Raw genomic sequence first — 23,893 nt, forward strand, 5'->3', positions numbered from 1 at the left:
CCTTTATCTCTCAGTGGAGGTATAAGTTTTGTTTCATTTATATTTTTATATCCTAGAAACTTTTTATACTTTAAATTAATGCACAGGCATAAAAATATTTTGCTGTAATAAAAAATCCTGATGCTATAAAACATCAGGACGTAATTAACTTTATTTTAAATATAAATAAAACTTACTTATTGCCTTCTTTCATCCAGACTATACTGTCGGCTTCGGAATCACACCGAATCATGCTATTTCTAGCTCGTGGGCTATAACCACCGGTGGGGAATTGCACCCCGCCCTGAAGATATATTATTTTATACTTATATTATAGTTCTAATAGATTCTTATTTCAAGATATACTTATAATAATTTCGTTATTCCTTTATATCTTTCATAGTAAGTGCAATTCTCTTTCTCTTGCTATCAACTTCCATAATTGCAACTTTTACAACATCGCCAACTTTCACAATATCAAGAGGATGCTTGACGAATTTATTAGCCATTTGGCTCTTATGCACCAATCCATCTTGATGTACTCCTATATCAACAAATGCTCCAAAATCAGATACATTTCTTACAGTTCCCATTAATACCATTCCTGGAGTTAAGTCTTTTAAATCTATGACACCTGTTTTTAAAATAGGCTTTGGCATATCTTCTCTTGGATCTCTTCCTGGTTTTTGCAGCTCTTTAATAATATCCTTAAGTGTAAGTTCTCCTACTTCTAATTCCTGTGCTAAGTTCTTCAATCCTTTAGTCATAACTCTTTCTTCAATATCATTTAATTTTCTATCAGATAAATCTTCTTTAGAGTATCCTAATATCTCCATAAGCTTTTTAGCTATACTATAAGATTCTGGATGAACAGAAGTATTATCAAGAGGCTCTTTACTTTCCATAACTCTTAAGAAACCAGCACATTGCTCATATGCTTTTTGACCTAATCTCTTAACTTTTAGTAGTTCTTTTCTGCTGCTAAACCCACCTACTTCATCTCTATACGCTACTATATTATTAGCAATGGATGTGTTTATTCCTGCAACATAAGTTAGCAATGAAGGTGTTGCTGTATTTAAATCTACTCCAACCTTATTTACTGAATCTTCAACTACTCCACTTAATGATTCATCTAATTTTTTAGGAGTTACATCATGTTGATATTGACCTACACCAATGGCCTTGGGCTCTATCTTTACTAGTTCTGCCATTGGATCTTGCAATCTTCTTCCTATAGAAATAGCTCCTCTTATGGTAACATCTAAATCTGGATATTCTTTAGCTGCTAACTCTGAAGCAGAGTATACTGAAGCTCCTGCTTCTGATACTATTACATATGCTAGTCCCTTATCTGTTTCATTCTTTATTTCACTTATTATTTCAGCAATTACTTCTTCTGATTCTCTTGAAGCAGTACCATTTCCTAAAGAAATTACATCTACGTTATATTTCTTAATCATTTCTTTTAATATTTCCTTAGTTCCTTCTATATCTCTTTTAGGAACTGTAGGATATACTGTTGCCTTATCCAAGAATCTTCCTGTTGCATCTAATACAGCCACTTTACATCCAGTTCTAAAGCCTGGGTCATATCCCATAACTACTTTACCTTTTATAGGTGGTTGCATAAGAAGTGCTTTTAAGTTTTCCTTGAATATTAATATTGCTCCCTCTTCACCTTTATCAGTAAGCTCATTTCTAATTTCCCTCTCAATTGATGGGAATATCAACCTCTTATAAGAATCTTTGATGGCTACTTTTAAATATTCAGCCGTTATAGAATTCTCTTTAAGTATCTTACTTTCTATATAGCTTATTATCTTCTCATCATTAACAGAAATCTTTACAGATAATATCTTTTCTTTTTCACCTCTGTTGATTGCTAATATTCTATGAGAAGGTATCTTAAATACCTCCTCACTATAATCATAATACATTTCATAAGGAGTACTTTCTTCACTTGAACCTTTAGTTTCAATTTTACCTTCTTTAAAGACTATATTTCTAATATACTTTCTAAGGGCTGCATCATCAGATATTCCTTCGGCTATTATATCTAATGCTCCAGCTATAGCATCTTCAATACTGTTTACAGCCTTTTCTTCATTAATAAATGCTTCTGCTTGCTTTTCAACTGTGCCATTAAAATTACCTGCCAAAATAATATCAGCCAATGGCTTTAATCCTTTTTCTAAAGCAATGGTTGCTCTTGTTCTCTTTTTAGGTTTAAAAGGTCTATATATATCTTCTACTTCAGTAAGGGAATCAGCCTTTTCTAATGCTTTAACTATTTCCTCAGTAAGTTTCCCTTGTTCATCAATTAATCTTAATACATCCTCCTTCCTATCCTTTAAATTTCTTAAGTATGTCAGTCTTTCAAAAAACTTTCTTAATATATCATCACTTAAAGCACCTGTCTGCTCTTTTCTATATCTAGCTATAAAAGGTACTGTATTTCCTTCATCTAATAATTTAATTACATTTTGTACCTGTACTAATTTTATTCCTAATTCTTTTTCTAATCTTTTTTCAATATTTACCATTGTTCTCTCCTGTAAAAATATTTTTCCCAATACCTCTATTATAATATTTTTATTTTATTTTTACAGTATTGATATTAAGTTATATTGGATTTATAATTAAATTGTAATTTTTTACCATCAAGAGGTGATTCTTTGCGTTCTATCTTTAATAAATTTATTAATGTAATGCTTATTCTTTTACTTGTTATTTTAATTTTAAACAGATACTATGTTATTGAATTCAATGTTACTTTAAGAAATATATTTATATACCTTTCCTTAATCATAATATTGTTAACTTCCATTAAGGAAGCCTTAGAAGGATCAGGATTTAATAAATTTCTTGGCATAATAATTATACTTTTGGCTATTGTCGGCGGCATTATTACTGTTATAAATGGTAAAATAAACTTTTTTGTTTTTCTCTGTCTTTTATTTTCCTTAGTTCATAGTTTTTTAGAAATTGTATATTCAAAATAATAAATATTTATTATGGTATTCATATTACACTGCCTCAATTAATAATATTAAGTATATATTATTAGCTGAGGTATTTTTTTATGAAAAAAAAGATCTTTTATTTTTCAACCTTATTGATTACTATTCTTTGCTTGTTCACATGTATTGCCTTAAATGATCACATATATAATTTCAATGCCGAAAATGTTGTGAAAAATATAAAATATCTATCTTCCTCATCCTTTGAAGGAAGACGTTCTGGTAGTGATGAAAATCTTTTAGCTGGGGAAATAATAAAAAATAAATTTAAAGATTTAAAATTAAGCCCCTATAAGAATACTTATATTGAAGAATTTATTACAACTTGCCCAGTAAAAACTGATGAAACAGTTTATTTTAAAATTTTTGATGATAATGGAAGTGAATATTTAAAATATGGCGAAGACTATAAGGAGGATATGATTAATTTCAATGCTAATTCCTTTACTTTTTCTAATAAAGATAAGATAAATATTTTTTCTACCTCTATTGAGGTATCTAATGATGAAGGAACTCTATTATTTTATCTAAGTCAAAATGATGATTTATCATTTAGAAGTTCTTTTATGTGTGAACTACGTTTTGATTTAGTAATTGCTCTATCTTCTAAAGGCTATAATAAAATAATTGATGCCTTAAAGAATGGTAAAACCTTAACTACTTATATTCCTTTTAAAAATGCAGACAAAAAGTTAGTTAACATTCAAGGAATTATTGAAGGTTCAGATCAATCACTAGCACCATTAATCCTTACTGCACACTTTGATCATCTCGGTAGTGATTCACAAAATAATATTTATTACGGTGCTTTAGACAATGCTTCTGGTACTTCATTTTTATTGGAACTTGCCAATACCTTATCCACCTTTGGCAAACCTAAACGCTCCATAATTTTTGTTGCTTTAAATGCTGAAGAACTTGGACTTAAAGGGTCTAACTTTTTTGCTGAGAACAATTACTTTGATATTAAAAATTCAAAAGTTATTAATTTTGACATGATAGGTGCAAAAGATTGTCCCATTACCTTTATTCAAGGAGTAGCCTTCAAAGGTAATTCTTCTAACATCTTAAATTCACTTTCTAATATCTGTTCAAATGACTCTATAGAATATCTAGTGGAATACGAAAATTCTAGCGATCATGCAAGCTTTAATGAATTAGGCATTGATGCATTAACCATTTGCCATAGTGATACGTCACATATTCATACACCAACTGATACTGTAGACTATATTGATACTGATGCCATAAATACAGTATATAAAGTAGTTAATAAAGAAATTAAAAAAGATTGCTACAGTACTGTAACAACCTTTATATATAGTAGAAAATCTATTAATTTATTATTAATTATACTTTTAGCACTTATTATCATTGGCATACTAAATACAAAACCTTTCAAGAAATCTTCTTGATTTCTTGAGTTAATCAGTGCATATCCCTACGCTAATGCACCTAATTAAGTCGTCACAAGTGAAGTATAATGGAATTAAAAAATCCCATTATACTTTTTATTTTTGTGCTTCCTGCTTTAAGTAGCTTATGATAAATTGGTCGATTTCTCCATTCATTACAGCATTTAAATTAGATGTTTCTTCATTTGTTCTGTGATCCTTCACCATATTGTATGGATGGAATACATATGATCTTATCTGACTTCCCCATCCCATGTCTTTAAGCTCACCTGTTAAATCTTCGATTTTTTCTTTATGAGCTCTTTCTTTTAATTCAATAAGCTTTGACTTAAGCATTGCCATTGCAGTATCTTTATTTGCAAATTGACTTCTCTCATTTTGACATTGCACCACAATACCTGTTGGTAAGTGAGTTATTCTAATAGCTGATTCCGTCTTATTAACGTGCTGACCACCTGCTCCACTGGCTCTATAGGTATCTATCTTTAAATCCTCTGGTCTTATATCAATATCTTGATCCTTAGTTAATTCTGGAAGAACTTCTACTGAAGCAAAAGAAGTCTGCCTTTTTCCATTGGCATTAAATGGTGAAATTCTTACCAATCTATGGACTCCTTTTTCAGCCTTTAAATAACCATAAGCAAATTCACCTTTTACTTTTAAAGTTACACTTTTAATACCAGCTTCATCACCTTCTAAAAGATCTAAAGTTTCAACTTTATATCCCTTCTTATCACACCATCTTGTATACATTCTAAGAAGCATTTCAGTCCAATCATTAGCATCTGAGCCACCAACACCTGCATGTAAGTTTAAGATGGCATTATTTCTATCATATTCACCTGATAAAAGAAGCTCTACACGATAATTTTCAACTTCTTTTTCAATTGATCTTATTTCTTTTATAACTTCATTTATAGTATCTTCATCCTCTTCTGCTAATTCAGCCAATACTTCTATATCATCAATTCTACTTACTAAGTTTTCATATCTTTCTATTTTATCTTTTATTATCTTACATTCTTTAGTAACTTCTTCTGCTCTTTTAACATCATCCCAAAATCCATTTTCTTGCATTTGAAGCTCTAATTCTTGAAACCTTTTTTCTAAGCCTCCTTTGTCAAAGTGAAGCCCCCATTTCCTTTAATATATTTTTTAAACCTGTTAGTTTAGAAACTTCTTGTTCTAACTTTAATAACATTGTATCACTTCCTTACCTTAAATAAGCAAGGTGAAAAATGCCTAATTAAAATAAGACACTTTCCACCAATAGTTTTATATTTCTAATTATGCTTCTCTACCACAGCAGTTTTTATATTTCTTTCCGCTTCCACATGGACACATATCATTTCTGCCAACTCTATTTTCACTTTTTACTGGCTCATTTTTCACTGACTTATCATTTCCATGACTTGCACCAGTTTCTTCTGCAACCTTTTCTCTTTCAACTGGTCTTTCTGCTCTTACATGATATAGTAATTTAACAGTTTCCATCTTAATTCCTTGTATCATTTCATCAAACATTGCACTACCTTCCATTTGGTATGCTTGAATAGGATCTTGTTGCTTGTATGCTCTTAATCCCATTCCTTGTTTTAAATGATCCATATTATCTATATGTGCCATCCATTTTTGATCAACAACTCTTAAAAGAATTACTCTTTCAATTTCTCTCATTTGCTCTTGACCAAACTCTTCTTCTCTTTCACTATAGATACTTCTTGCTTTTTCTACTAATATACTTATTATTTCTTCATTAGATAAATCTGCTAACTCATCTACAGTAAATGTTCCATGTGGGAAACATATATCTTCAAGATATTTTAATAACTCTTTTATATCATCTTCAATATCTATATGTTCACCAACTAAATGACTGTTAACTGAAGATGTTATTACTTCCTCTATCATTCCTTCAATTTGCTCTTTTAAGTTCTTTCCATCAAGAACTTCAGCTCTTTGCTTGTAAATAACTTCTCTTTGTAAATTCATTACATCATCATAACCTAATAAATTCTTTCTTATGTCAAAATTATTTCCTTCAACCTTCTTTTGAGCATTTTCGATAGCCTTAGTAACCATTTTACTTTCTATAGCTTCATCTTCCTGTAATCCTAATTTATCTATAACACCTTGAATTTTTTCTGAACCAAATATTCTCATTAAATCATCTTCCAATGAAATATAGAATACTGATTCACCAACATCTCCTTGACGTCCTGCTCTACCTCTTAATTGATTGTCAATTCTTCTTGATTCATGTCTTTCAGTACCAATTACTTTTAATCCACCAACTTCTAGTACACCTTCTCCAAGCTTAATATCAGTACCTCTACCAGCCATATTTGTTGCTATAGTAACCATACCTAATTCTCCAGCATGAGAAATAATTTCAGCTTCCTGTTCATGATATTTAGCATTAAGAACTTGATGTTTTATTCCCCTCTTCTTTAATAAAGATGAAATATATTCTGACTTATCTACACTAGCTGTACCTACTAATACTGGTTGATTTTTACTATGAGCCTCTATAACTTCTTCAACTATTGCATTATATTTTCCTTTTGCATTTTTATAAATCATATCATGTCTATCTATTCTTGCTATAGGTTTATTTGTTGGAATTACTATAACATCTAATCCATAAATTTCTCTAAATTCATTTTCTTCTGTTAAAGCTGTACCTGTCATACCTGAAAGCTTATTATACATTCTAAAGTAGTTTTGGAAAGTAATTGTTGCAAGAGTTTTTGATTCTCTTTGAATCTTAACTCCTTCTTTAGCTTCAATTGCTTGATGAAGCCCATCTGAATATCTTCTACCTTCCATAAGTCTTCCAGTAAATTCATCTATAATAACTACTTGATTATCTTTAACAATATAATCTTTGTCTAATCTCATTGTATAATTTGCCTTTAATGCTTGAGTTACATAATGTTGAAGTTCTAAGTGTTCTGCTTCTGCATAATTTTCAATACCAAAATATTTTTCTGCTTTTTCCATACCACTATCTGTTAATAAAACAGCACTTGCTTTTTCATCAATATTGAAATCTTGATCTGCTATTAAACTTTTAACAAAATTGTCTGCTACATTATAAAACTTGGTAGATTTATCTCCCATTCCTGATATTATAAGAGGAGTTCTTGATTCATCTATTAAAATTGAATCAACCTCATCTACTATTGCAAAATTAAGTTCTCTTTGAACTCTTTCTTCTTTATATATAACCATATTATCTCTTAGATAATCAAATCCAAATTCATTATTTGTTCCGTATGTTATATCACAGTTATAAGCTTCTCTTCTTTGAGCTGGTGTAAGTCCATGAATTATACATCCTGTTGTTAAACCTAAAAATCCATATAGTTTTCCAACTAATTCTGATTGAGTTTTTGCTAAATAATCATTTACTGTGATTACATGAACACCTTTTCCTGCTAAAGCATTTAAATATGCTGGAAGAGATGCAACAAAAGTTTTACCTTCCCCTGTTCTCATTTCAGCTATTCTTCCTTGATGAACTACCATTCCTCCAATAAGTTGAACTCTAAAATGCTTTATTCCTAAAACTCTCCATGAAGCTTCTCTACAAACTGCAAATGCTTCTGGTAATATATCATCTAAAGTTTCACCTTTTGATAATCTATCTTTAAATTCCGTAGTTTTATTTCTTAACTCATCGTCACTTAACTTTTGCATTGATTCATCTAATGATTGTATTTTATCTACTACAGATCCAAGTCTTTTAACTTCTCTCTCGCTATAAGTCCCAAATAGTTTTTCTATAAATCCCATAAGTATATCCTTTCGTCATCTATATCAAATGATTTTTTCTTTAATATTCTTTCTATAGATTATAACATTTAGCATATTTATAATTCAACTATAAAACTACTGTCTTTCAATCTATATGCTTTCTCCAAAAATAAAAGCCACCTATCTTCTAAAATAGGTGACTTTTTCTATAATATTATTTATAATCTGGTTCTAAAAGTCCATAATTTCCATCTTTTCTCTTATATATTACATTTACATTATTTGAATCAGCATCTCTGTATACAAAAAAGTTATGTTCAATTAACTCCATCTGTAGCATTGCTTCCTCTGGACTCATTGGCTTTATATTAAATCTCTTTACTTTAACTATTTCTCCATCTTTTTCTTCATTTTCTTCTACTGTTAAAGGCTCAAAATTAGTAAATCTTAAAGAATCATTATTTCTTCTTTGTAACTTAGTCCTTTGCTTTCTTATTTGTCTTTCTAATTTTGCTTCTACTAAATCTATTGATTTGTACATATCTTCAGTAGTTTCTTCACATCTTAGGATAACTCCATTAAAAGGTATAGTAACCTCAAAAATTTGATTGTTTTTTTGCACTGTAAGTGTGGCTCTTGCTTCTATATCTGGACTAAAATATCTATCTAATTTAGATATCTTCTTTTCAACCATCTCTTTTAATGCTGGTGTTACATTAATATTTTTACCTATTACTGTTACTTTCATAAAGTCAACCCCTCTCGTTTTTACTCAAAATATTAATATAAATATTAATATTAATTACCTTTCATATTTATATTTTACCACCATTCCCTTTGACTTACAATAAACATATGTTAAATTTTCAGAAAATTAAAACTCTTTTTTCAACATCCTTTTAATGACTTTTACATTAATTTTCAAAATATTATCTACTTTAAGTAAAAAATAAAAAAACACTAATTTAAATTAAATTAGTGTTTTTTTATAAAGCTAGCTGACCTGGCTTTTGCCCCCACACTCGCCTACTGGAGCTTTTGCTACCCGGAATTAACCTCTCACTACTAACACTCTCAACATCTCTGTTGGTAGGACTAACATCTATACCGCACCATGCTCATTAGCTCTTTGTCTAACTTACGTGGATCGTTTCGCCTGCGACTGGCATCGACTTTCATCCACAGACCTAGCTTTATACTACTATTATATATTGCTTTTTGCAATTGTCAATAGATAAATTTTATTTATATTGCATTTTTCGATACTTTTTTTACATTCATTTATAGTAGCACCAGTGGTATAAACATCATCAATTAATAAAATATTTTTTCTAAAAAGCTTTTCTTTATTTTTTATTGTAAAAGCATTTAATATGTTTTTTGCTCTTTCTTCTTTCCCTAAAAGCTTTTGTTCTTTTGTTTCTTTTACCTTTACTAAACAATCAATAATAGGTATGTCTAAAGCTATACTCATATTTTTTGCTAGCACCCTACATTGATTAAATCCTCTTTTTTTTAATGATTTCTTACTTATGGGTACATAACATATGTAATCTATACTTAAATGTTTTTCCCTAATTATCTGGCATAGAAAATCAGCTAAAACCTCACCTGCTATAAAGCTCTTATGATATTTTAAATTTAGAATAAGTTTTTTAAGTACTCCTCCATAATATCCATAAGCTATTATTTCTTCTTGCTCTTGAACTCTCTTTATATCACTTTTGCACCTGCTACATATTCCTCTAAATCCTTCGATTCCACAAATTATGCATTTATTATCATATGGGTAAATAATATCTAAAAGTGCTTCTATTACAATATTTATTATCTTAATAAATTCTTTTCCCATAATTTTTTATTAAATTCTCTTATTATATTCCTAGACTTATCCATCTCTACAGAGGTTTCTCTTGAAACCAAAAGAACTTCTGGTAATATATCACTTTTTACATATATACATCCACATAAATACACAATTTGTTTATAAGTATAACTTGCATCATCACCAAATAATATTAATATATTTACATCTTCAATGCTATTTATATAATCTCCCATGCTGTTTGTTACTATAAAAGCAGGCTCATTTTTAACAATATTTTCTATATTTTTAAAATCATCACCTTTTTCATACTTAACAACTTTTGCATTATTATCTTTTAAATTATTCTTATAGGTATAATATACCTTACTTAGTTTTTCTTCGTCAGGAACCATAATAATTACATTTTTATTATTATAGCTAAACCATTTCACATATTCATATACCGCCAGTGGAATATCATCTTCTAATTTTATCCTAGTATTTAGAAATCTTGGTTCTATCATTGGCATAGGATTTAATAAATAAACCAAATCCATATTTTCACCAATAGGAAACACTCTTTCACAACTATAAATAATTATCTTATTAACCTTCCAATATACCTTTTCAATAGCATCTCTTATATCTTTTATTGTTGATTTAGAAAACATAGTTATATCATCAAATATAATAAGGCTATATTCCTCTCCTATATTCTCTATTTCATCTATTGAAATAAATGTTATACCATTTTCTATATCACCAGGCATAATCTTTTGAATGCTTTTCATATACAGTTCATCATGACTCTTACTCTTTATCTCATCAGAACCCATACTAAAAACATATAATACCTTTTTATTATCATTTATCAACCTACTTATTAAATCAAAAAAAACAAAACCTGTATTATACGGTCTGCTTTTTATATTTAATACCTTGGTCTTTTTTTTATACCAAGATATTATATTTTTAAAAGCATAACTCAACTCTTTATAATTCACTTATCAAATACCTCTTTTTCTAACCTACTCAATCATATTCTTATCTATCGTTATATCCATTATTCTTTCTTTCAATGAAGAATATCTCTTCATATTATTAGTATTATTAACCATATATTGAAGAGATTTTTGATTTCCAACAACAACCACTAACTCTTTTGCTCTTGTTATACCAGTATACAGTATATTCCTATTCATCAAAAATGCTGACCCCATAAATGTTGGCATAACTACAACTTTAAATTCACTTCCTTGGCTCTTATGTATAGTAATTGCATATGCTAATTCTAATTCATCTAAAAACATAAATTCATATACAACTCTTCTTTCATCATCAAAGACTACACTTAAAACCTTTCTTTCTTCATCTATGGTTTCAATATATCCCATATCTCCATTGAAAACACCTACACCTTTATTTTCACCATCTCCACCAATTCTATGCCATTCAAGAGAGTAATTATTCTTTATTTGCATAACCTTGTCGCCTTCTCTGAAAACTATATCTCTTACCTGCTTTTCCTTCTTATCTTTGCAACTTGGATTTAATATTGCTTGTATTTCATTATTCAAATTATCAACACCTAAAATACCTTTTCTTGTAGGAGATAAAACTTGTATATCCCAAATTTTGCTCCACTTTGTATTAAATGATGGAAGCCTTCTATTTACTAAATCAAGGACAGTACTTAAAATATTTTCAACTTCATCTCTAGCATCAAAGAAAAAATCACCTCCTTTTTTATTTAAATAGGGCATTTCTCCATTATTAATCTTATGGGCATTGACTATTATCATACTTTCTTTTCCTTGCCTAAATATTTCCTTTAATCTTACAACATTGATAAACTTACTGTTGATTAAATCCCTAAGAACATTTCCTGGTCCTACAGATGGCAACTGATCCACATCCCCCACTATTATTACCCTTGTTCCTAACTTTATAGCTTTTAAAAGACTATTCATCAGCATTATATCTATCATCGATGCTTCATCTATAATAATCACATCTGCTTCTAAAGGCTCACTTTCCCCTTTACAAAAAAAAGAGTTTTCCTCATAACTTACTCCCATCTCTAAAAGCCTATGAATTGTTTTTGCTTCTCTTTCTGTAGACTCACTCATTCTTTTAGCAGCTCTTCCTGTAGGTGCTGCTAAAAGAACCTTCATACCACTATTTTCATATATTTCAATTATACATTTTATTATAGTGGTTTTACCTGTTCCAGGTCCACCTGTTATTATTTCTATACCATTTTCAAAAGCTCCCAGTATGGCTTTCTTTTGTGATGGAGCAAATTTAATGTTATTTTTCTTTTCAAATGTACTAACTTCAAATTCTACATCAGTATTTATGGTCTGGAAATTTTCTATACATAAAGTTATTATTTTATTCGTTACTCCCAATTCACAATAATAATATGGTAGAGAATATACAGCTTCTATATCTTTAATTTTTTCAATCTTCAACTTTTCTTCAAGGACGCAGTTATATATATTTTCTTCAATAATTTCTTTACTTACAGCCAATACCTTCTGACATTCTTGAATTAGCTTATCCTTTGGCATATATGTATTTCCCATGGCAGAAAAGTTATTTAAAACATATCTTATACCACTTTGTATTCTAAAGGAAGATGTATCTTCAACACCAAATTCCTTAGCAATTTTATCAGCTGTCAAAAATCCAATACCTGATATTTCATCATTTAATATATATGGATTGATTGATACTTTATTTATTGAATCTGCCCCAAACTTTTTATATATCTTTAAGCATTGGTTTACCGTAATTCCATGTTTTTGAAAAAATATCATTATATCTTTTAAATCCTTTGTTTCAATATAAGACTCATATATTATGTTAAATTTCTTTTCACCAATTCCTTCAATTTCTTTTAATCTCTCAATATTATTATCAAGAATATGTAAAGTATCCTTACCAAATGCCTTTACTATTTTTTTAGCTGTTACTGGTCCTATTCCATGTATAATCCCTGTACTTAAATACTTCTCTATTTCTTTTGATGATGAAGGTAATTTTTCTTTATATTCTTCTATACTAAACTGTCTTCCAAATTGCTTATGCTGAATAAACGTCCCTTTAACTTCAATTTGTTGCCCTTCTTGTAGTAGAGGCATTACACCTACAATTGTTATTAGTTCTTTATTAGCTGTAATCTTCGCAACAGTATATCCTGTATCTTCACTTTTAAATATAATAGCTTCCACTGAACCTTCTAATACTAGTGATTCCATCTATATTTCCAACCCTTCCAAAGTTCTCTCTTGTAATTATATTATTATATCATAATAACAAGAAAAGGTGGATTATGAAAAACACACCCCACCCTTGTACTAATTAAAGAAATCTTTTGATTTCTCCAACTTTATTTAATTGTTCCCATGGAAGATTTAAATCATGTCTTCCAAAATGTCCATAAGCAGCTGTTTGCTTATAGATAGGTCTTCTTAATCCTAAATCTCTGATAATTGCACCTGGTCTTAAATCAAATACCTTTTCTACTATTGATACAATTTCATCATCATTTATTTTACCTGTTCCAAAAGTTTCTACTGATATAGATACTGGCTTAGCTACACCTATTGCATAAGCTAATTGTATTTCTATTTTATCTGCAACTCCTGCTGCTACTAAATTCTTGGCAACCCACCTTGCAGCATATGCAGCTGATCTATCTACTTTAGTTGGATCTTTTCCTGAGAAAGCACCACCACCGTGTCTTCCACTTCCTCCATAAGTATCTACTATAATCTTTCTACCTGTTAATCCACTATCACCTTGTGGTCCACCAACAACGAATCTTCCTGTTGGATTAATGAAATATTTTGTTTCTTCATCTAATAATTCTGCTGGAATAACAGACTTTATTACATGCTCCATTAAATCTCTTCTTATTTGTTCTTGTGAAACTTTTTCATCATGTTGTGTTGATATTACTACTGTATCTATTCTTACAACATTATTTCCATCATATTCAACAGTTACTTGAGTCTTTCCATCAGGTCTTAAATAGCTTAATGTACCATTCTTTCTTACTTCTGTAAGTCTTCTAGCTAACTTATGGGCAGTTATTATTGGTAATGGCATAAATTCTTCTGTTTCATTAGTTGCATAACCAAACATCATTCCTTGATCTCCAGCACCAACTGCTTCAACATCATCTTTATTTCCTTGTTTCGCTTCAAGAGCTTCATCAACTCCCATAGCTATATCACTAGATTGTTCATCTATTGATGATAATACTGAACAAGTATCGCAGTCGAATCCATATTTTGCTCTATCATATCCAATTTCTTTTATAGTATCTCTAACTACTTTAGGAATATCAACATAACAGTTAGTTGAAATTTCCCCCATAACTAGTACCATTCCTGTAGTTACTGTTGTTTCACAAGCAACTCTTGCATTTGGATCCTTTGCTAATATGTTGTCTAATACTGCATCTGATATTTGATCACAAATCTTATCTGGATGCCCTTCTGTAACTGATTCTGATGTAAATAATTTTCTCATTATGCTTAGCTCCTCTCTTCTAGGCATGATATTAATTCTAAGCAATTAAAAACAATAAAAAAAACTCTTCAATAAGAAGAGCCTATATTCATAAGGTCTTTTCTTATCTTGCAAAATTTCTTGCAGGAATTGGCACCACACCTAAAAATGTAAAGTACAAAATTTAAAATGTAAAATTACTATAATTTTTCATTTTTAATTCTCCATTCTTCACTCCTAAATAGGTTGCCGGGTTTCACAGGGCCCTTTCCCTCCACCTCTCTTGATAAGAATTAATATCATGTTTAATTTTCAATCAATTATAACATTATCCCCAAATTATGTCAATATCTATTTCAAAGAAAATAAACACCAATTTTAATATTCATTGTATCAAAATTGGTGTCAAGTCATGGTGGAGGAGGACGGATTCGAACCATCGAAACGAAACGTAACAGATTTACAGTCTGCCCCCTTTGGCCTCTCGGGAACTCCTCCATTTGTGGAGCTGGAACCTACAACCTGCTGATTACAAGTCAGCTGCTCTACCGTTGAGCCATGCCAGCGTATATTATATTTTTAAATGGTGGAAACAACAGGGATCGAACCTGTGACCCTCTGCTTGTAAGGCAGATGCTCTCCCAGCTGAGCTATGCTTCCATATTATTCTAAATTAAATTATAAATGGTGGGGGAGGACGGATTCGAACCATCGAAACGAAACGTAACAGATTTACAGTCTGCCCCCTTTGGCCTCTCGGGAACTCCCCCATTTGTGGAGCTGGCAATAGGAATCGAACCTACAACCTGCTGATTACAAGTCAGCTGCTCTACCGTTGAGCCATGCCAGCGTATATTATATTTTTAAATGGTGGAATGGTGGGGGAGGACGGATTCGAACCATCGAAACGAAACGTAACAGATTTACAGTCTGCCCCCTTTGGCCTCTCGGGAACTCCCCCATTTAATAAATTTCTTTATTAACACTTTGTCTTTCGGCAACTACTTGCTAAACTGACAATGATTAGTATATATGTTTTTATTACATATTGCAACTTCATATTTCGTCATTTAAGTAATTTATAGCTATTTATCGAAGTTTTTATTCTATTTTTCTCTTTTTTACTCATTTTTACTCCCTAAACTTCTATATCTATTTTTATTTTAATTATCAGATAATGCTAAAAAGTTATTTATGTTATTGAATTATATTAAGTAAAAAATATTCATATATATTTATTGTGAGAGGGGGGATTCTTTTGCAAAAACTTAAAATAAATTATAATTCAAATTCAGCCTCCATGAAAATTGCTGAATTTTTAAAAAAATATATTAAACCACAAACCATTATTGTTTGTATTGGTACCGATAAATGTATTGGAGATTGTCTTGGCCCTCTTGTTGGCACATTACTTAAGGAAAATAGTTTTCCTATTCCTATATATGGTACTTTAGCCGATCCTATACACGCACTTAATCTTGAGAAAAGCATCTATGAAATTAAAAGAATATATCCCTATTCAACAATTATTGGTATAGATGCTTGTTTAGGTGATGCTAATTCCATTGGAGAAATTCATGTGCGTGACTTTCCCATTCACCCTGGAAAAGGTGTTGGCAAAATGTTACCTGATGTTGGCGATGTATCCATTATTGGAATTATAGATTCTAGTGATAATTCAGAATTTTTCACTTCCAGGAGTATACGTTTAAACTTAATATTTGAAATGGCTAAAGTAATATCAAATGGATTAATCCAATCTTATTCCAAATAAATATTTACTATATATCAAAAGAAAAGCTAGGTTTAGCCTAGCTTTTGTACTACTCAATTAAAGATATTTCATTTCCACTATCATCAAATTGTAATTTATTAATATAATTTAAAACTTGACCTGTTCCTTCTACTACTGCTTCCACTGAATTTTCAGCTATTTTTACATTTAATCCAGTGTTAACTTCGATAAGTTTATCTAATCCATATAATAATGAACCTCCGCCAGTCATTATTATTCCTTTTTCAATTATATCTGACGCTAATTCTGGTGGAGTTTTTTCTAATATAGATTTAACCCCGTCCACTATTAGGCCAACAGGTTCTTCAAGTGCTTCTCTTATTTCTTCAGATGTAATTTCCACTTGATCAGGCAATCCAGTTACTAGGTTTCTTCCCTTCATTATATAAGAACTTTCTCTTGCATCTTTATATGCACAACCTATATTAATCTTTAGATCTTCAGCAGTTTTTTCACCTATCATGATTCTATGCTTTAATCTAACATATTTTACTATAGCCTCATCAAATCTATCACCAGCTGATTTAATTGATTTTCTTATTACAACTCCACCTAGAGAAATAACAGCTATATCGGTAGTTCCACCACCTATATCTACTATCATATTACCATCAGGCTTGGTTATATCTATGCCAGCTCCAATAGCTGCAGATAATGGTTCTTCTATTAAATGCACTTCCTTAGCACCTGAATTTTTAGTAGCATCAATTACTGCTCTCTTTTCAACTTCTGTAGCTTGTGAAGGTATACATACCATTACTTTAGGAGCTATAATTTTCTTACCCCCACATGCTTTTTTTATGAATTCCTTTAGCATTTTTTCAGTTATGTCATAATCAGATATAACACCATCTTTTAAAGGTCTTACCGCTACAATATTTCCTGGTGTTCTTCCTATCATATTACGAGCTTCTTCACCTACTGCTAAAATCTTATTATTAACTTTATTAATAGCAACCACTGAAGGTTCTTTTAATATTACACCCTTACCTTTCACATAAACCAATACCGTTGCAGTACCTAAATCAATTCCTAAGTCTGCACTTTTTCTCCAAAACCACATTAAATTTCACTCCTATTATATACATAACAATTTAAAAATAATCATTTTTCAACAAAAATTACCTTTATACACCATTATATATATAATAAAGTTATCATTCAATAGCTTTATACTTCATTTTGGTAGCTTTTCCACCTCTTATGTGTCGTTCTGATTTATTAAGTTCCAATACAGAATGTGTCTGTTCTGCTATAGCTGGATTAATCTTAGGAAGTCTCTCTGTCATATCCTTATGAATTGTACTCTTGCTTACTCCAAACACCTTTGCGGTCTTTCTAATTGTAGCCTTTGAATCTAATATATACTTAGCTACTTCTAATACTCTTTCTTCTATATAATCTTTCAAATTACTACCTCCTTTTTTAATAAAACAATCATACCTTCACTAGCCAAACTAATGGCCAGTGAAGATTTATGAAAATTTACATTTAAAAATTAAAATAACTTGATGGATCTACTGACTTTCCGTTAGAATCTTCAACTTGAAGATTTAAAACATCACCGCATATATCAGATGTGAATACTAAAGAACTATTTCCTATTATTCCAAGTTCTTGTCCTTCAGTTACCATATCTCCTTCTGAGACATATACTTCAGGATCCAAGTTAGCATATTTTGTTTTTAATCCATTTGCATGTGCAACAACTATATAATTACCATCTTCACTATTGCTTCCCACTTCTTTAACTTGACCTTCTGCAGCACACTTAACAACACTTCCAATAGGTGCTTGTAAATCTACACCTCTTCTAGTCATTATTATTTGTTCTTCATCAGTCTTTTTCACTTCAATCATTTCACCAAAAGTTCTACTTACAGTTGCTTCTAAGGGTAATGAAAAAACAATTCCATTTTCACTTCCAGACATCACTGCCGCATCTCCTGATTCAGCTATATCTGCAACTTCACTATCAGCTTCTGAAACAGTTGAAGTCTCTTCTTCATTTACAGACTCTGCTACTTCATTATTAGTAACATTGCTTGAATTGCTTTCAGCTCTCTCTGCATTTTGAATCTTTTCATTATTTGCACTTTCTGATGGTTCTAATGAAGTATTCTCCTCAACATTTAAACTTAAATTCTTTTCAGCACTATTATTCTTATTTGCTGTACTATTTCTATTTATGGTAAATACAGCAACAGTTGCTATAACACACAAGCAAATAAATAAAACAAAGTAAAAACCCTCCTTTCTAAAAAAGTTTTTAACTTTATCACTGTTGTTACTGTTCATATCAACACCTCCTTTTTGTAGTCTTACCGTTTTCATTGAATTAATTCAATTTAGACAACATTTCCGTATAACAAATTTCCCTTTAATATGACAAAAGGGTCCTTTGAAATATCTCAAAAGACCCTTTTATACATTATCACTATTCTGTTAATTCTAAGTTTGTTATTTCAACACCAGTATAATAATGCTTAAGTATTTCCTCATAATTGCTTCCATTCTTAGCCATTGCATTTGCTCCCCATTGACTCATACCTACTCCGTGCCCATACCCTTTACAATGAAAGGTTATATAATCACCATTGAATTCGTAAGTGAAATTAGTTGAGTTTAATGACAAAGCTTTTCTAAAATCTACACCTCTTATTTCTACATTATTGATATTTAGCTTTATTACTCCGCCTGCTGCACTGCTTGACTTTATGTTAAAATTATTTTTAATATTTTCTACTGTTACATTTAAATTAGTGAAATTTGAATTTAATAAATAGACAAAATCACTTATCTTCAAGGTCTTATCACTGGTATATTTAGGTGCTGATTCCTCTCCTGTACTTGCAACAGACCTTAAATATGGTATTTCTCCTAAATATACATCTTCTGAGTTTTCAGTTTGCCCTGAACTTGTGGAAAAGAACTGTGGATATAATACAAGTTCCCCTTCATAACTTAAAACTTGTCCACTTGTCTCGTCTACTGCTTCCTTTATTTTATTCCAATACTCATTTGCATAATCTGCATCCCATTTTTCCAACCGCTTTTCTTTTGATGTGTATACTTGACAATGGGTTGAATCGCAAATATCTATCCCTTCATGAAGGGTACATCTATTAAGTTTTTTACTGGCCAGATATGTCCTAGCAGTAACAGCTTGTGCTTTTAATGCTTCTTTTTCAAAATTAGCTGGCATCTCATTAGAAACGACACCACATATATAATCCTCTAAGTTAACTTCTTCAATTTCTCCTGTTTCAGTTATATATACCCTAATGGTTTCATTACCTTTCATTATTATATTATTATTTTGTTTTGTGCTAGCCTCCACTACTTCATTTGTATCAGTTATTTTTTCTACATCATTGGTACTTATCTTAGCACTTACCTTAGGCTTCATAATAAAAATTGGCATAGCAATCATAAATACTATAATAGCTAAAGTAGTAAATAATATACCTTTCAATTGTTTTGCCATAAAAGTTTTGTTTGCCCTCCTTCTTCCTCCTACTCTAAATAAATATATGTATTAAAAATTAAAAATAATACTTTTTTAAAGTAGTTGAAAATACTAGACGTACTATAACTACCTATTAATTTATAGCAAAAATAAACTAGGATTTATATCAAACTTAAATACTGTTAATTTTGATATAAATCCTAGTTTAAGAAAGCCATTATTGAATTGTCACTCTTTCAATGTTAGCACCAAGCTTAATGAATTTTTCTTCTATATTAGTATATCCTCTATCTATATGATAAACTTCGCCAATTTCCGTCTGACCATTAGCCACAAGTCCAGCCAAAATCATGGCTGCTCCAGCCCTTAAATCTGTAGCTTTTACATTACATCCAGTAAGTTGGCTGACACCTTCAACTATAGCAACTTTACCATCTATTTTGATATTTGCTCCCATTCTTCCCAATTCACTAACGTGCATAAACCTATTTTCAAATACAGTCTCAGTAATAACACTTACTCCTGGAGTCATAGATAATAAAACCATCATTTGTGGTTGCATATCTGTAGGAAATCCTGGATAAGGCATTGTCTTTATATCTACAGGCTTTTTCTCACCAGTTCCATCAACAATCATTCTATTTCCTTCCACAATACAATGCACTCCACACTCTTTTAACTTTTCTATATTAGGCATTAAATGCTGTTCATTAACTCCATTAATAGTAAGCTTACTATTAGTTATAGCGGCAGCAACCATAAAAGTACCTGCTTCAATTCTATCAAAAATAGGAGTGAACGGTTCAGGCTTCCTTAAACTTTTAACACCTTCTATTGTAATTCTTCCAAATCCAGCACCAGTTATTCTAGCTCCCATGCTATTTAAAAACCGTGCTAAATCCCATATTTCTGGTTCCTCTGCTGCATTTTCTATTATTGTTTTTCCTTCTGCCAAAACAGCACTCATCATTATATTTTCTGTAGCTCCTACAGACGGAAAATCTAAGTAAACTCTGTTTCCTACTATTTTTTTAACTTTTGATTCTACATAGCCATATCCAATCTCTGAATCTATTCCTAAGCACTTAAATCCCTTTAGATGAAGATCTATTGGACGACTTCCTATATTACATCCACCTGGCATAGATATTTTACACCTGCCAAATCTTGAAAGCATTGGACCCATAATTAAAAAGGATGCTCTCATTTTTCTTATAAGCTCACTATTAGCATCCACTTCTTTCAAATTAGATGTATCTATAATTAAATCACCTGTTATCTGTGAAAAATTTACTTCACATTCCAATTCTCTTAATAAATTTATTAATACAGTTACATCTTCTAATATTGGTACATTTTTTATTACTATTGGAGTTGGATTTAGTATTGTTGCTACTATTATAGGTAAAACTGAATTTTTAGCAACGCTTATATCAACTTCCCCTTGAAGCCTCTTCCCACCTTTAACTATAATCTTTTCCATATTATCCTCCATATTTATTGTTAGTATGTTATGAAAATTGTTGGAGTACCAATAATTAAATATGATCCTGAATTATAATTAACTTGTGCAACATTAATACTTTTATCATCATTCATAACAATGTTACTTACTCTTCCATTATTAATTTCTAAGGATCTTATGGTATCTTGTTTACTATTTTCAATTATACTTTTAGGAATACTTTCAGCACTATATTTTGTTCTGTATTTTATAAATTGAAAAATTCTTGTGCCAATATACTCATTGCTTCTTATTTCTTTTGCAATATCTAATAAACTTTCTGTTTTCACAGAACTATCCTTATTTATCAATACTATTTCTACCTTTGTTTTATTATCTATACTGTATATACTTATGTCTATCTCAACATTTTTAATCTCAGCTTTAATATTATTTCCCTTATCTACTATATCTACTCCATATTTATTCATTATGCAATTTTCTATTCTTTCGTTTTCCTGATTTTCTGATAAATTAGTACAATACTGAAACTTTACCCCATTTTCTACTATGTCAAACTCTTGCGACATTGCATTTTCAATGGCAGAAAAACTATCTACATCTTGTTTTGCTAAACAATATCTTCCATTAATAATTAATAGAGAAAAGATTCCAAGAAATATAATAAGGATTTTTTTCATATATTATCTCCCACCCTTCCTCTAAAATTATTGTCCATATATTATTTTTTTATACAAATTTAATATATTATAATATATTAAAAAATCTCTAAAATTGTTACTATTCTACAAAAAGCAAGGATTTAATAATAAAAAAGACTACCTATTTTATATTTTAGGTAGTCTTTTTTATTAACCTTGGGCTAATGTTATTCTTGCAATAGCTCTTGCTAAAGATTTTTCAGCTCTCAAGATATCAATATTTTCTTTTTGTTTAAGTCGTTTTTCCGCTCTTTCTTTCGATTCTTCAGCTCGTCTTAAATCTATTTCTTCTTTATAATTCATTGAATCAACACAAAAATCAATTATATTATCTTTAACTCTTACTATCCCTGTAGCAGTAAATATTTTCTTTTCTGCACCATCAGCAGTTTTAATTCTACTAATGGTAGGTATAGTACTACTTATAATAGGTGCATGCCCTCTCATAAATTCTATTTGCCCTGATGAATTTTCTGTAATTAAAGAAATAATTTCCTCAGTAATTAGACTTCTTCCTGGAGCTATAATATTTAATTTAATTGTATTACTCATAGTTATATCTCCTACTTCATCTTATTAGCTTTTTGTATAACATCTTCGATGGTTCCTGCAAATAAGAATGCTGATTCAGGTAAGTCGTCGTGCTTTCCTTCTAATATTTCTTTAAATCCTCTTATAGTTTCTTTTATAGACACATATTTACCAGGCATACCTGTAAATTGTTCACCAACTGTAAATGGTTGTGATAAAAATCTTTGAACTTTTCTTGCTCTATTAACAATTGCCTTATCTTCATCAGATAATTCATCAATACCTAATATAGCAATTATATCTTGAAGTTCCTTATATCTTTCTAAGATATGTTTTACTTGTATAGCTACTTCATAATGCTCTTTTCCAACAATTCTTGGATCTAATATTCTTGAAGAAGATTCAAGAGGATCAACTGCTGGATATATACCAAGTTCAGATATAGATCTTGATAATACTGTAGTAGCATCTAAGTGAGTAAATGTTGTAGCTGGAGCTGGGTCTGTTAAGTCATCTGCCGGTACATATACTGCTTGAACAGATGTAATTGATCCATCCTTAGTTGAAGTAATTCTTTCTTCAAGTGCTCCCATTTCAGTTGCTAATGTTGGTTGATAACCAACAGCTGATGGAATTCTTCCAAGAAGCGCAGAAACTTCTGAACCTGCTTGTGTAAATCTAAATATGTTATCTATAAATAATAATACGTCTTGACCTTGATCTCTAAAATATTCTGCCATTGTAAGTCCTGTTAAAGAAACTCTCATTCTAGCCCCTGGAGATTCATTCATTTGCCCAAATACAAGAGCAGTCTTATTGATAACTCCTGAATCCATCATTTCATGATATAAATCATTACCTTCTCTAGATCTTTCTCCAACACCAGTGAATACAGATAATCCACCATGTTCTTTGGCTATATTGTTAATAAGCTCTTGGATTAATACTGTCTTACCAACACCAGCTCCTCCAAACAGCCCTATTTTTCCACCTTTTTGATATGGAGCAATTAAATCTATAACTTTGATACCTGTTTCGAACATTTCTGGCTCTAAAGATTGTTCCTTAAAACTTGGAGCTGGTCTATGTATTGGATAATACTCTTGACTTTCTACTGGACCGCAATTATCAATTGGATTTCCTAATACATTAAATAATCTTCCTAATACATTTTTCCCTACTGGTACAGAAATTGGTTTACCTGTATCAACAGCTTTAACCCCTCTCTTTAATCCATCTGTAGATTCCATGGCTATAGTTCTAACTATGTCATCTCCCATATGCTGTTCAACTTCAACAGCTAAAACATGATCACCCATATCTATTTTTATTTCATTATATATATTAGGCAATGAATCTGAATCAAATTTTATATCTACTACAGGTCCTATAACCTGAACAACTTTTCCTATTTTTTCTTCAGCCATT

Annotated in this window: 18 protein-coding genes, 5 tRNA genes and 2 riboswitches; of the genes, 2 read left to right on the forward strand and 21 right to left on the reverse strand. The window is 30.4% G+C overall.

Going from position 1 to position 23,893, the window contains the following annotated elements:
* Nucleotides 1-177 precede the first annotated feature (177 nt).
* Nucleotides 178-295: riboswitch (FMN riboswitch) on the reverse strand.
* Nucleotides 296-359: 64 nt separating this feature from the next.
* Nucleotides 360-2,525, reverse strand: coding sequence for a Tex family protein (locus tag BHW04_RS11865; protein ID WP_302699805.1), 2,166 nt, complete (start codon nucleotides 2,523-2,525; stop codon nucleotides 360-362).
* Between the two features lie 539 nt (nucleotides 2,526-3,064).
* Here BHW04_RS11865 and BHW04_RS11870 point away from each other — a divergent pair.
* Nucleotides 3,065-4,417: a M28 family metallopeptidase gene (locus BHW04_RS11870; protein WP_302623329.1), complete on the forward strand. Its 1,353-nt coding sequence runs from the start codon at nucleotides 3,065-3,067 to the stop codon at nucleotides 4,415-4,417.
* Between the two features lie 96 nt (nucleotides 4,418-4,513).
* Here BHW04_RS11870 and prfB read toward each other — a convergent pair.
* The 12 genes from prfB to BHW04_RS11930 form a co-directional block, all read right to left on the reverse strand.
* A protein-coding gene (gene prfB, locus BHW04_RS11875; protein ID WP_302623328.1) for a peptide chain release factor 2 occupies nucleotides 4,514-5,618 on the reverse strand; the annotation gives its coding sequence in 2 pieces (ribosomal slippage) (nucleotides 4,514-5,539 and nucleotides 5,541-5,618; 1,104 coding nt in all).
* A gap of 86 nt (nucleotides 5,619-5,704) precedes the next feature.
* Nucleotides 5,705-8,215, reverse strand: coding sequence for a preprotein translocase subunit SecA (secA, locus tag BHW04_RS11880; protein WP_302699807.1), 2,511 nt, complete (start codon nucleotides 8,213-8,215; stop codon nucleotides 5,705-5,707).
* A gap of 175 nt (nucleotides 8,216-8,390) precedes the next feature.
* Nucleotides 8,391-8,924 carry a ribosome hibernation-promoting factor, HPF/YfiA family gene (hpf, locus tag BHW04_RS11885; RefSeq protein ID WP_022211850.1) on the reverse strand — a complete coding sequence of 178 codons (534 nt, stop codon included), beginning with the start codon at nucleotides 8,922-8,924 and terminating at the stop codon, nucleotides 8,391-8,393.
* A 456-nt stretch (nucleotides 8,925-9,380) separates the two neighbouring features.
* Nucleotides 9,381-10,028, reverse strand: coding sequence for a ComF family protein (locus BHW04_RS11890; RefSeq protein ID WP_302699809.1), 648 nt, complete (start codon nucleotides 10,026-10,028; stop codon nucleotides 9,381-9,383).
* On the reverse strand, nucleotides 10,004-10,987 hold the full coding sequence (locus BHW04_RS11895) for a hypothetical protein (protein WP_302699811.1): 984 nt from the start codon (nucleotides 10,985-10,987) through the stop codon (nucleotides 10,004-10,006). Before BHW04_RS11895 ends, BHW04_RS11890 begins: the two co-directional genes overlap by 25 nt.
* Before the next feature lie 24 nt (nucleotides 10,988-11,011).
* Nucleotides 11,012-13,246: an SF1B family DNA helicase RecD2 gene (recD2, locus tag BHW04_RS11900; RefSeq protein WP_302699813.1), complete on the reverse strand. Its 2,235-nt coding sequence runs from the start codon at nucleotides 13,244-13,246 to the stop codon at nucleotides 11,012-11,014.
* A 103-nt stretch (nucleotides 13,247-13,349) separates the two neighbouring features.
* On the reverse strand, nucleotides 13,350-14,525 hold the full coding sequence (gene metK, locus BHW04_RS11905; RefSeq protein ID WP_022211854.1) for a methionine adenosyltransferase: 1,176 nt from the start codon (nucleotides 14,523-14,525) through the stop codon (nucleotides 13,350-13,352).
* Nucleotides 14,526-14,625: 100 nt separating this feature from the next.
* A riboswitch (SAM riboswitch) is annotated at nucleotides 14,626-14,797 on the reverse strand.
* Between the two features lie 120 nt (nucleotides 14,798-14,917).
* A tRNA-Tyr gene (locus tag BHW04_RS11910) sits at nucleotides 14,918-15,002 on the reverse strand.
* Nucleotides 15,003-15,088: 86 nt separating this feature from the next.
* A tRNA-Val gene (locus tag BHW04_RS11915) sits at nucleotides 15,089-15,164 on the reverse strand.
* A 25-nt stretch (nucleotides 15,165-15,189) separates the two neighbouring features.
* A tRNA-Tyr gene (locus BHW04_RS11920) sits at nucleotides 15,190-15,274 on the reverse strand.
* 5 nt (nucleotides 15,275-15,279) lie between these two features.
* Nucleotides 15,280-15,354, reverse strand: a tRNA-Thr gene (locus BHW04_RS11925).
* Nucleotides 15,355-15,380: 26 nt separating this feature from the next.
* A tRNA-Tyr gene (locus BHW04_RS11930) sits at nucleotides 15,381-15,465 on the reverse strand.
* Between the two features lie 297 nt (nucleotides 15,466-15,762).
* On the opposite strand from BHW04_RS11930, the gene yyaC reads away from it, so the two are divergent.
* Nucleotides 15,763-16,278, forward strand: coding sequence for a spore protease YyaC (gene yyaC / locus BHW04_RS11935; RefSeq protein WP_022211306.1), 516 nt, complete (start codon nucleotides 15,763-15,765; stop codon nucleotides 16,276-16,278).
* A gap of 49 nt (nucleotides 16,279-16,327) precedes the next feature.
* Here yyaC and mreB read toward each other — a convergent pair whose 3' ends face one another.
* The 8 genes from mreB to atpD form a co-directional block, all read right to left on the reverse strand.
* Complete coding sequence (gene mreB, locus BHW04_RS11940) at nucleotides 16,328-17,362, reverse strand: rod shape-determining protein MreB (protein WP_022211307.1); 1,035 nt, start codon at nucleotides 17,360-17,362, stop codon at nucleotides 16,328-16,330.
* 94 nt (nucleotides 17,363-17,456) lie between these two features.
* Entirely contained in the window at nucleotides 17,457-17,708 is a 252-nt protein-coding gene (spoIIID, locus tag BHW04_RS11945) for a sporulation transcriptional regulator SpoIIID (protein ID WP_022167343.1), read from the reverse strand.
* Between the two features lie 82 nt (nucleotides 17,709-17,790).
* The gene (locus BHW04_RS11950; protein ID WP_022211308.1) at nucleotides 17,791-18,597 is read right to left on the reverse strand and encodes a M23 family metallopeptidase; all 807 of its coding nucleotides are present in this window, start codon (nucleotides 18,595-18,597) and stop codon (nucleotides 17,791-17,793) included.
* Nucleotides 18,598-18,736: 139 nt separating this feature from the next.
* Nucleotides 18,737-19,786 (reverse strand): stage II sporulation protein D, encoded by a 1,050-nt coding sequence (gene spoIID / locus BHW04_RS11955; protein ID WP_302699817.1) that lies wholly within the window; start codon nucleotides 19,784-19,786, stop codon nucleotides 18,737-18,739.
* Nucleotides 19,787-19,985: 199 nt separating this feature from the next.
* The gene (gene murA, locus BHW04_RS11960; RefSeq protein ID WP_022211310.1) at nucleotides 19,986-21,251 is read right to left on the reverse strand and encodes a UDP-N-acetylglucosamine 1-carboxyvinyltransferase; all 1,266 of its coding nucleotides are present in this window, start codon (nucleotides 21,249-21,251) and stop codon (nucleotides 19,986-19,988) included.
* 20 nt (nucleotides 21,252-21,271) lie between these two features.
* Nucleotides 21,272-21,913: a hypothetical protein gene (locus tag BHW04_RS11965; RefSeq protein ID WP_302699819.1), complete on the reverse strand. Its 642-nt coding sequence runs from the start codon at nucleotides 21,911-21,913 to the stop codon at nucleotides 21,272-21,274.
* Between the two features lie 171 nt (nucleotides 21,914-22,084).
* Nucleotides 22,085-22,486, reverse strand: coding sequence for an ATP synthase F1 subunit epsilon (gene atpC / locus BHW04_RS11970; protein ID WP_302699821.1), 402 nt, complete (start codon nucleotides 22,484-22,486; stop codon nucleotides 22,085-22,087).
* Between the two features lie 11 nt (nucleotides 22,487-22,497).
* Nucleotides 22,498-23,892 (reverse strand): F0F1 ATP synthase subunit beta, encoded by a 1,395-nt coding sequence (atpD, locus tag BHW04_RS11975; protein WP_022211313.1) that lies wholly within the window; start codon nucleotides 23,890-23,892, stop codon nucleotides 22,498-22,500.
* Nucleotide 23,893 lies beyond the last annotated feature (1 nt).

Source organism: Clostridium sp. 29_15, assembly GCF_001916075.1.
Classification (GTDB): domain Bacteria; phylum Bacillota; class Clostridia; order Clostridiales; family Clostridiaceae; genus Clostridium; species Clostridium lentum.

Coding starts and splice junctions, on each gene's coding strand:
- atpD (WP_022211313.1), bottom strand. CDS start 23,892: ATGGCTGAAGAAAAAATAGGAAAAGTTGTTCAGGTTATAGGACCTGTA.
- BHW04_RS11965 (WP_302699819.1), bottom strand. CDS start 21,913: ATGAAAAAAATCCTTATTATATTTCTTGGAATCTTTTCTCTATTAATT.
- metK (WP_022211854.1), bottom strand. CDS start 14,525: ATGAGAAAATTATTTACATCAGAATCAGTTACAGAAGGGCATCCAGAT.
- BHW04_RS11890 (WP_302699809.1), bottom strand. CDS start 10,028: ATGGGAAAAGAATTTATTAAGATAATAAATATTGTAATAGAAGCACTT.
- mreB (WP_022211307.1), bottom strand. CDS start 17,362: ATGTGGTTTTGGAGAAAAAGTGCAGACTTAGGAATTGATTTAGGTACT.
- BHW04_RS11870 (WP_302623329.1), top strand. CDS start 3,065: ATGAAAAAAAAGATCTTTTATTTTTCAACCTTATTGATTACTATTCTT.
- BHW04_RS11865 (WP_302699805.1), bottom strand. CDS start 2,525: ATGGTAAATATTGAAAAAAGATTAGAAAAAGAATTAGGAATAAAATTA.
- spoIID (WP_302699817.1), bottom strand. CDS start 19,786: ATGGCAAAACAATTGAAAGGTATATTATTTACTACTTTAGCTATTATA.
- murA (WP_022211310.1), bottom strand. CDS start 21,251: ATGGAAAAGATTATAGTTAAAGGTGGGAAGAGGCTTCAAGGGGAAGTT.
- recD2 (WP_302699813.1), bottom strand. CDS start 13,246: ATGGAATCACTAGTATTAGAAGGTTCAGTGGAAGCTATTATATTTAAA.
- BHW04_RS11950 (WP_022211308.1), bottom strand. CDS start 18,597: ATGAACAGTAACAACAGTGATAAAGTTAAAAACTTTTTTAGAAAGGAG.
- atpC (WP_302699821.1), bottom strand. CDS start 22,486: ATGAGTAATACAATTAAATTAAATATTATAGCTCCAGGAAGAAGTCTA.
- hpf (WP_022211850.1), bottom strand. CDS start 8,924: ATGAAAGTAACAGTAATAGGTAAAAATATTAATGTAACACCAGCATTA.
- secA (WP_302699807.1), bottom strand. CDS start 8,215: ATGGGATTTATAGAAAAACTATTTGGGACTTATAGCGAGAGAGAAGTT.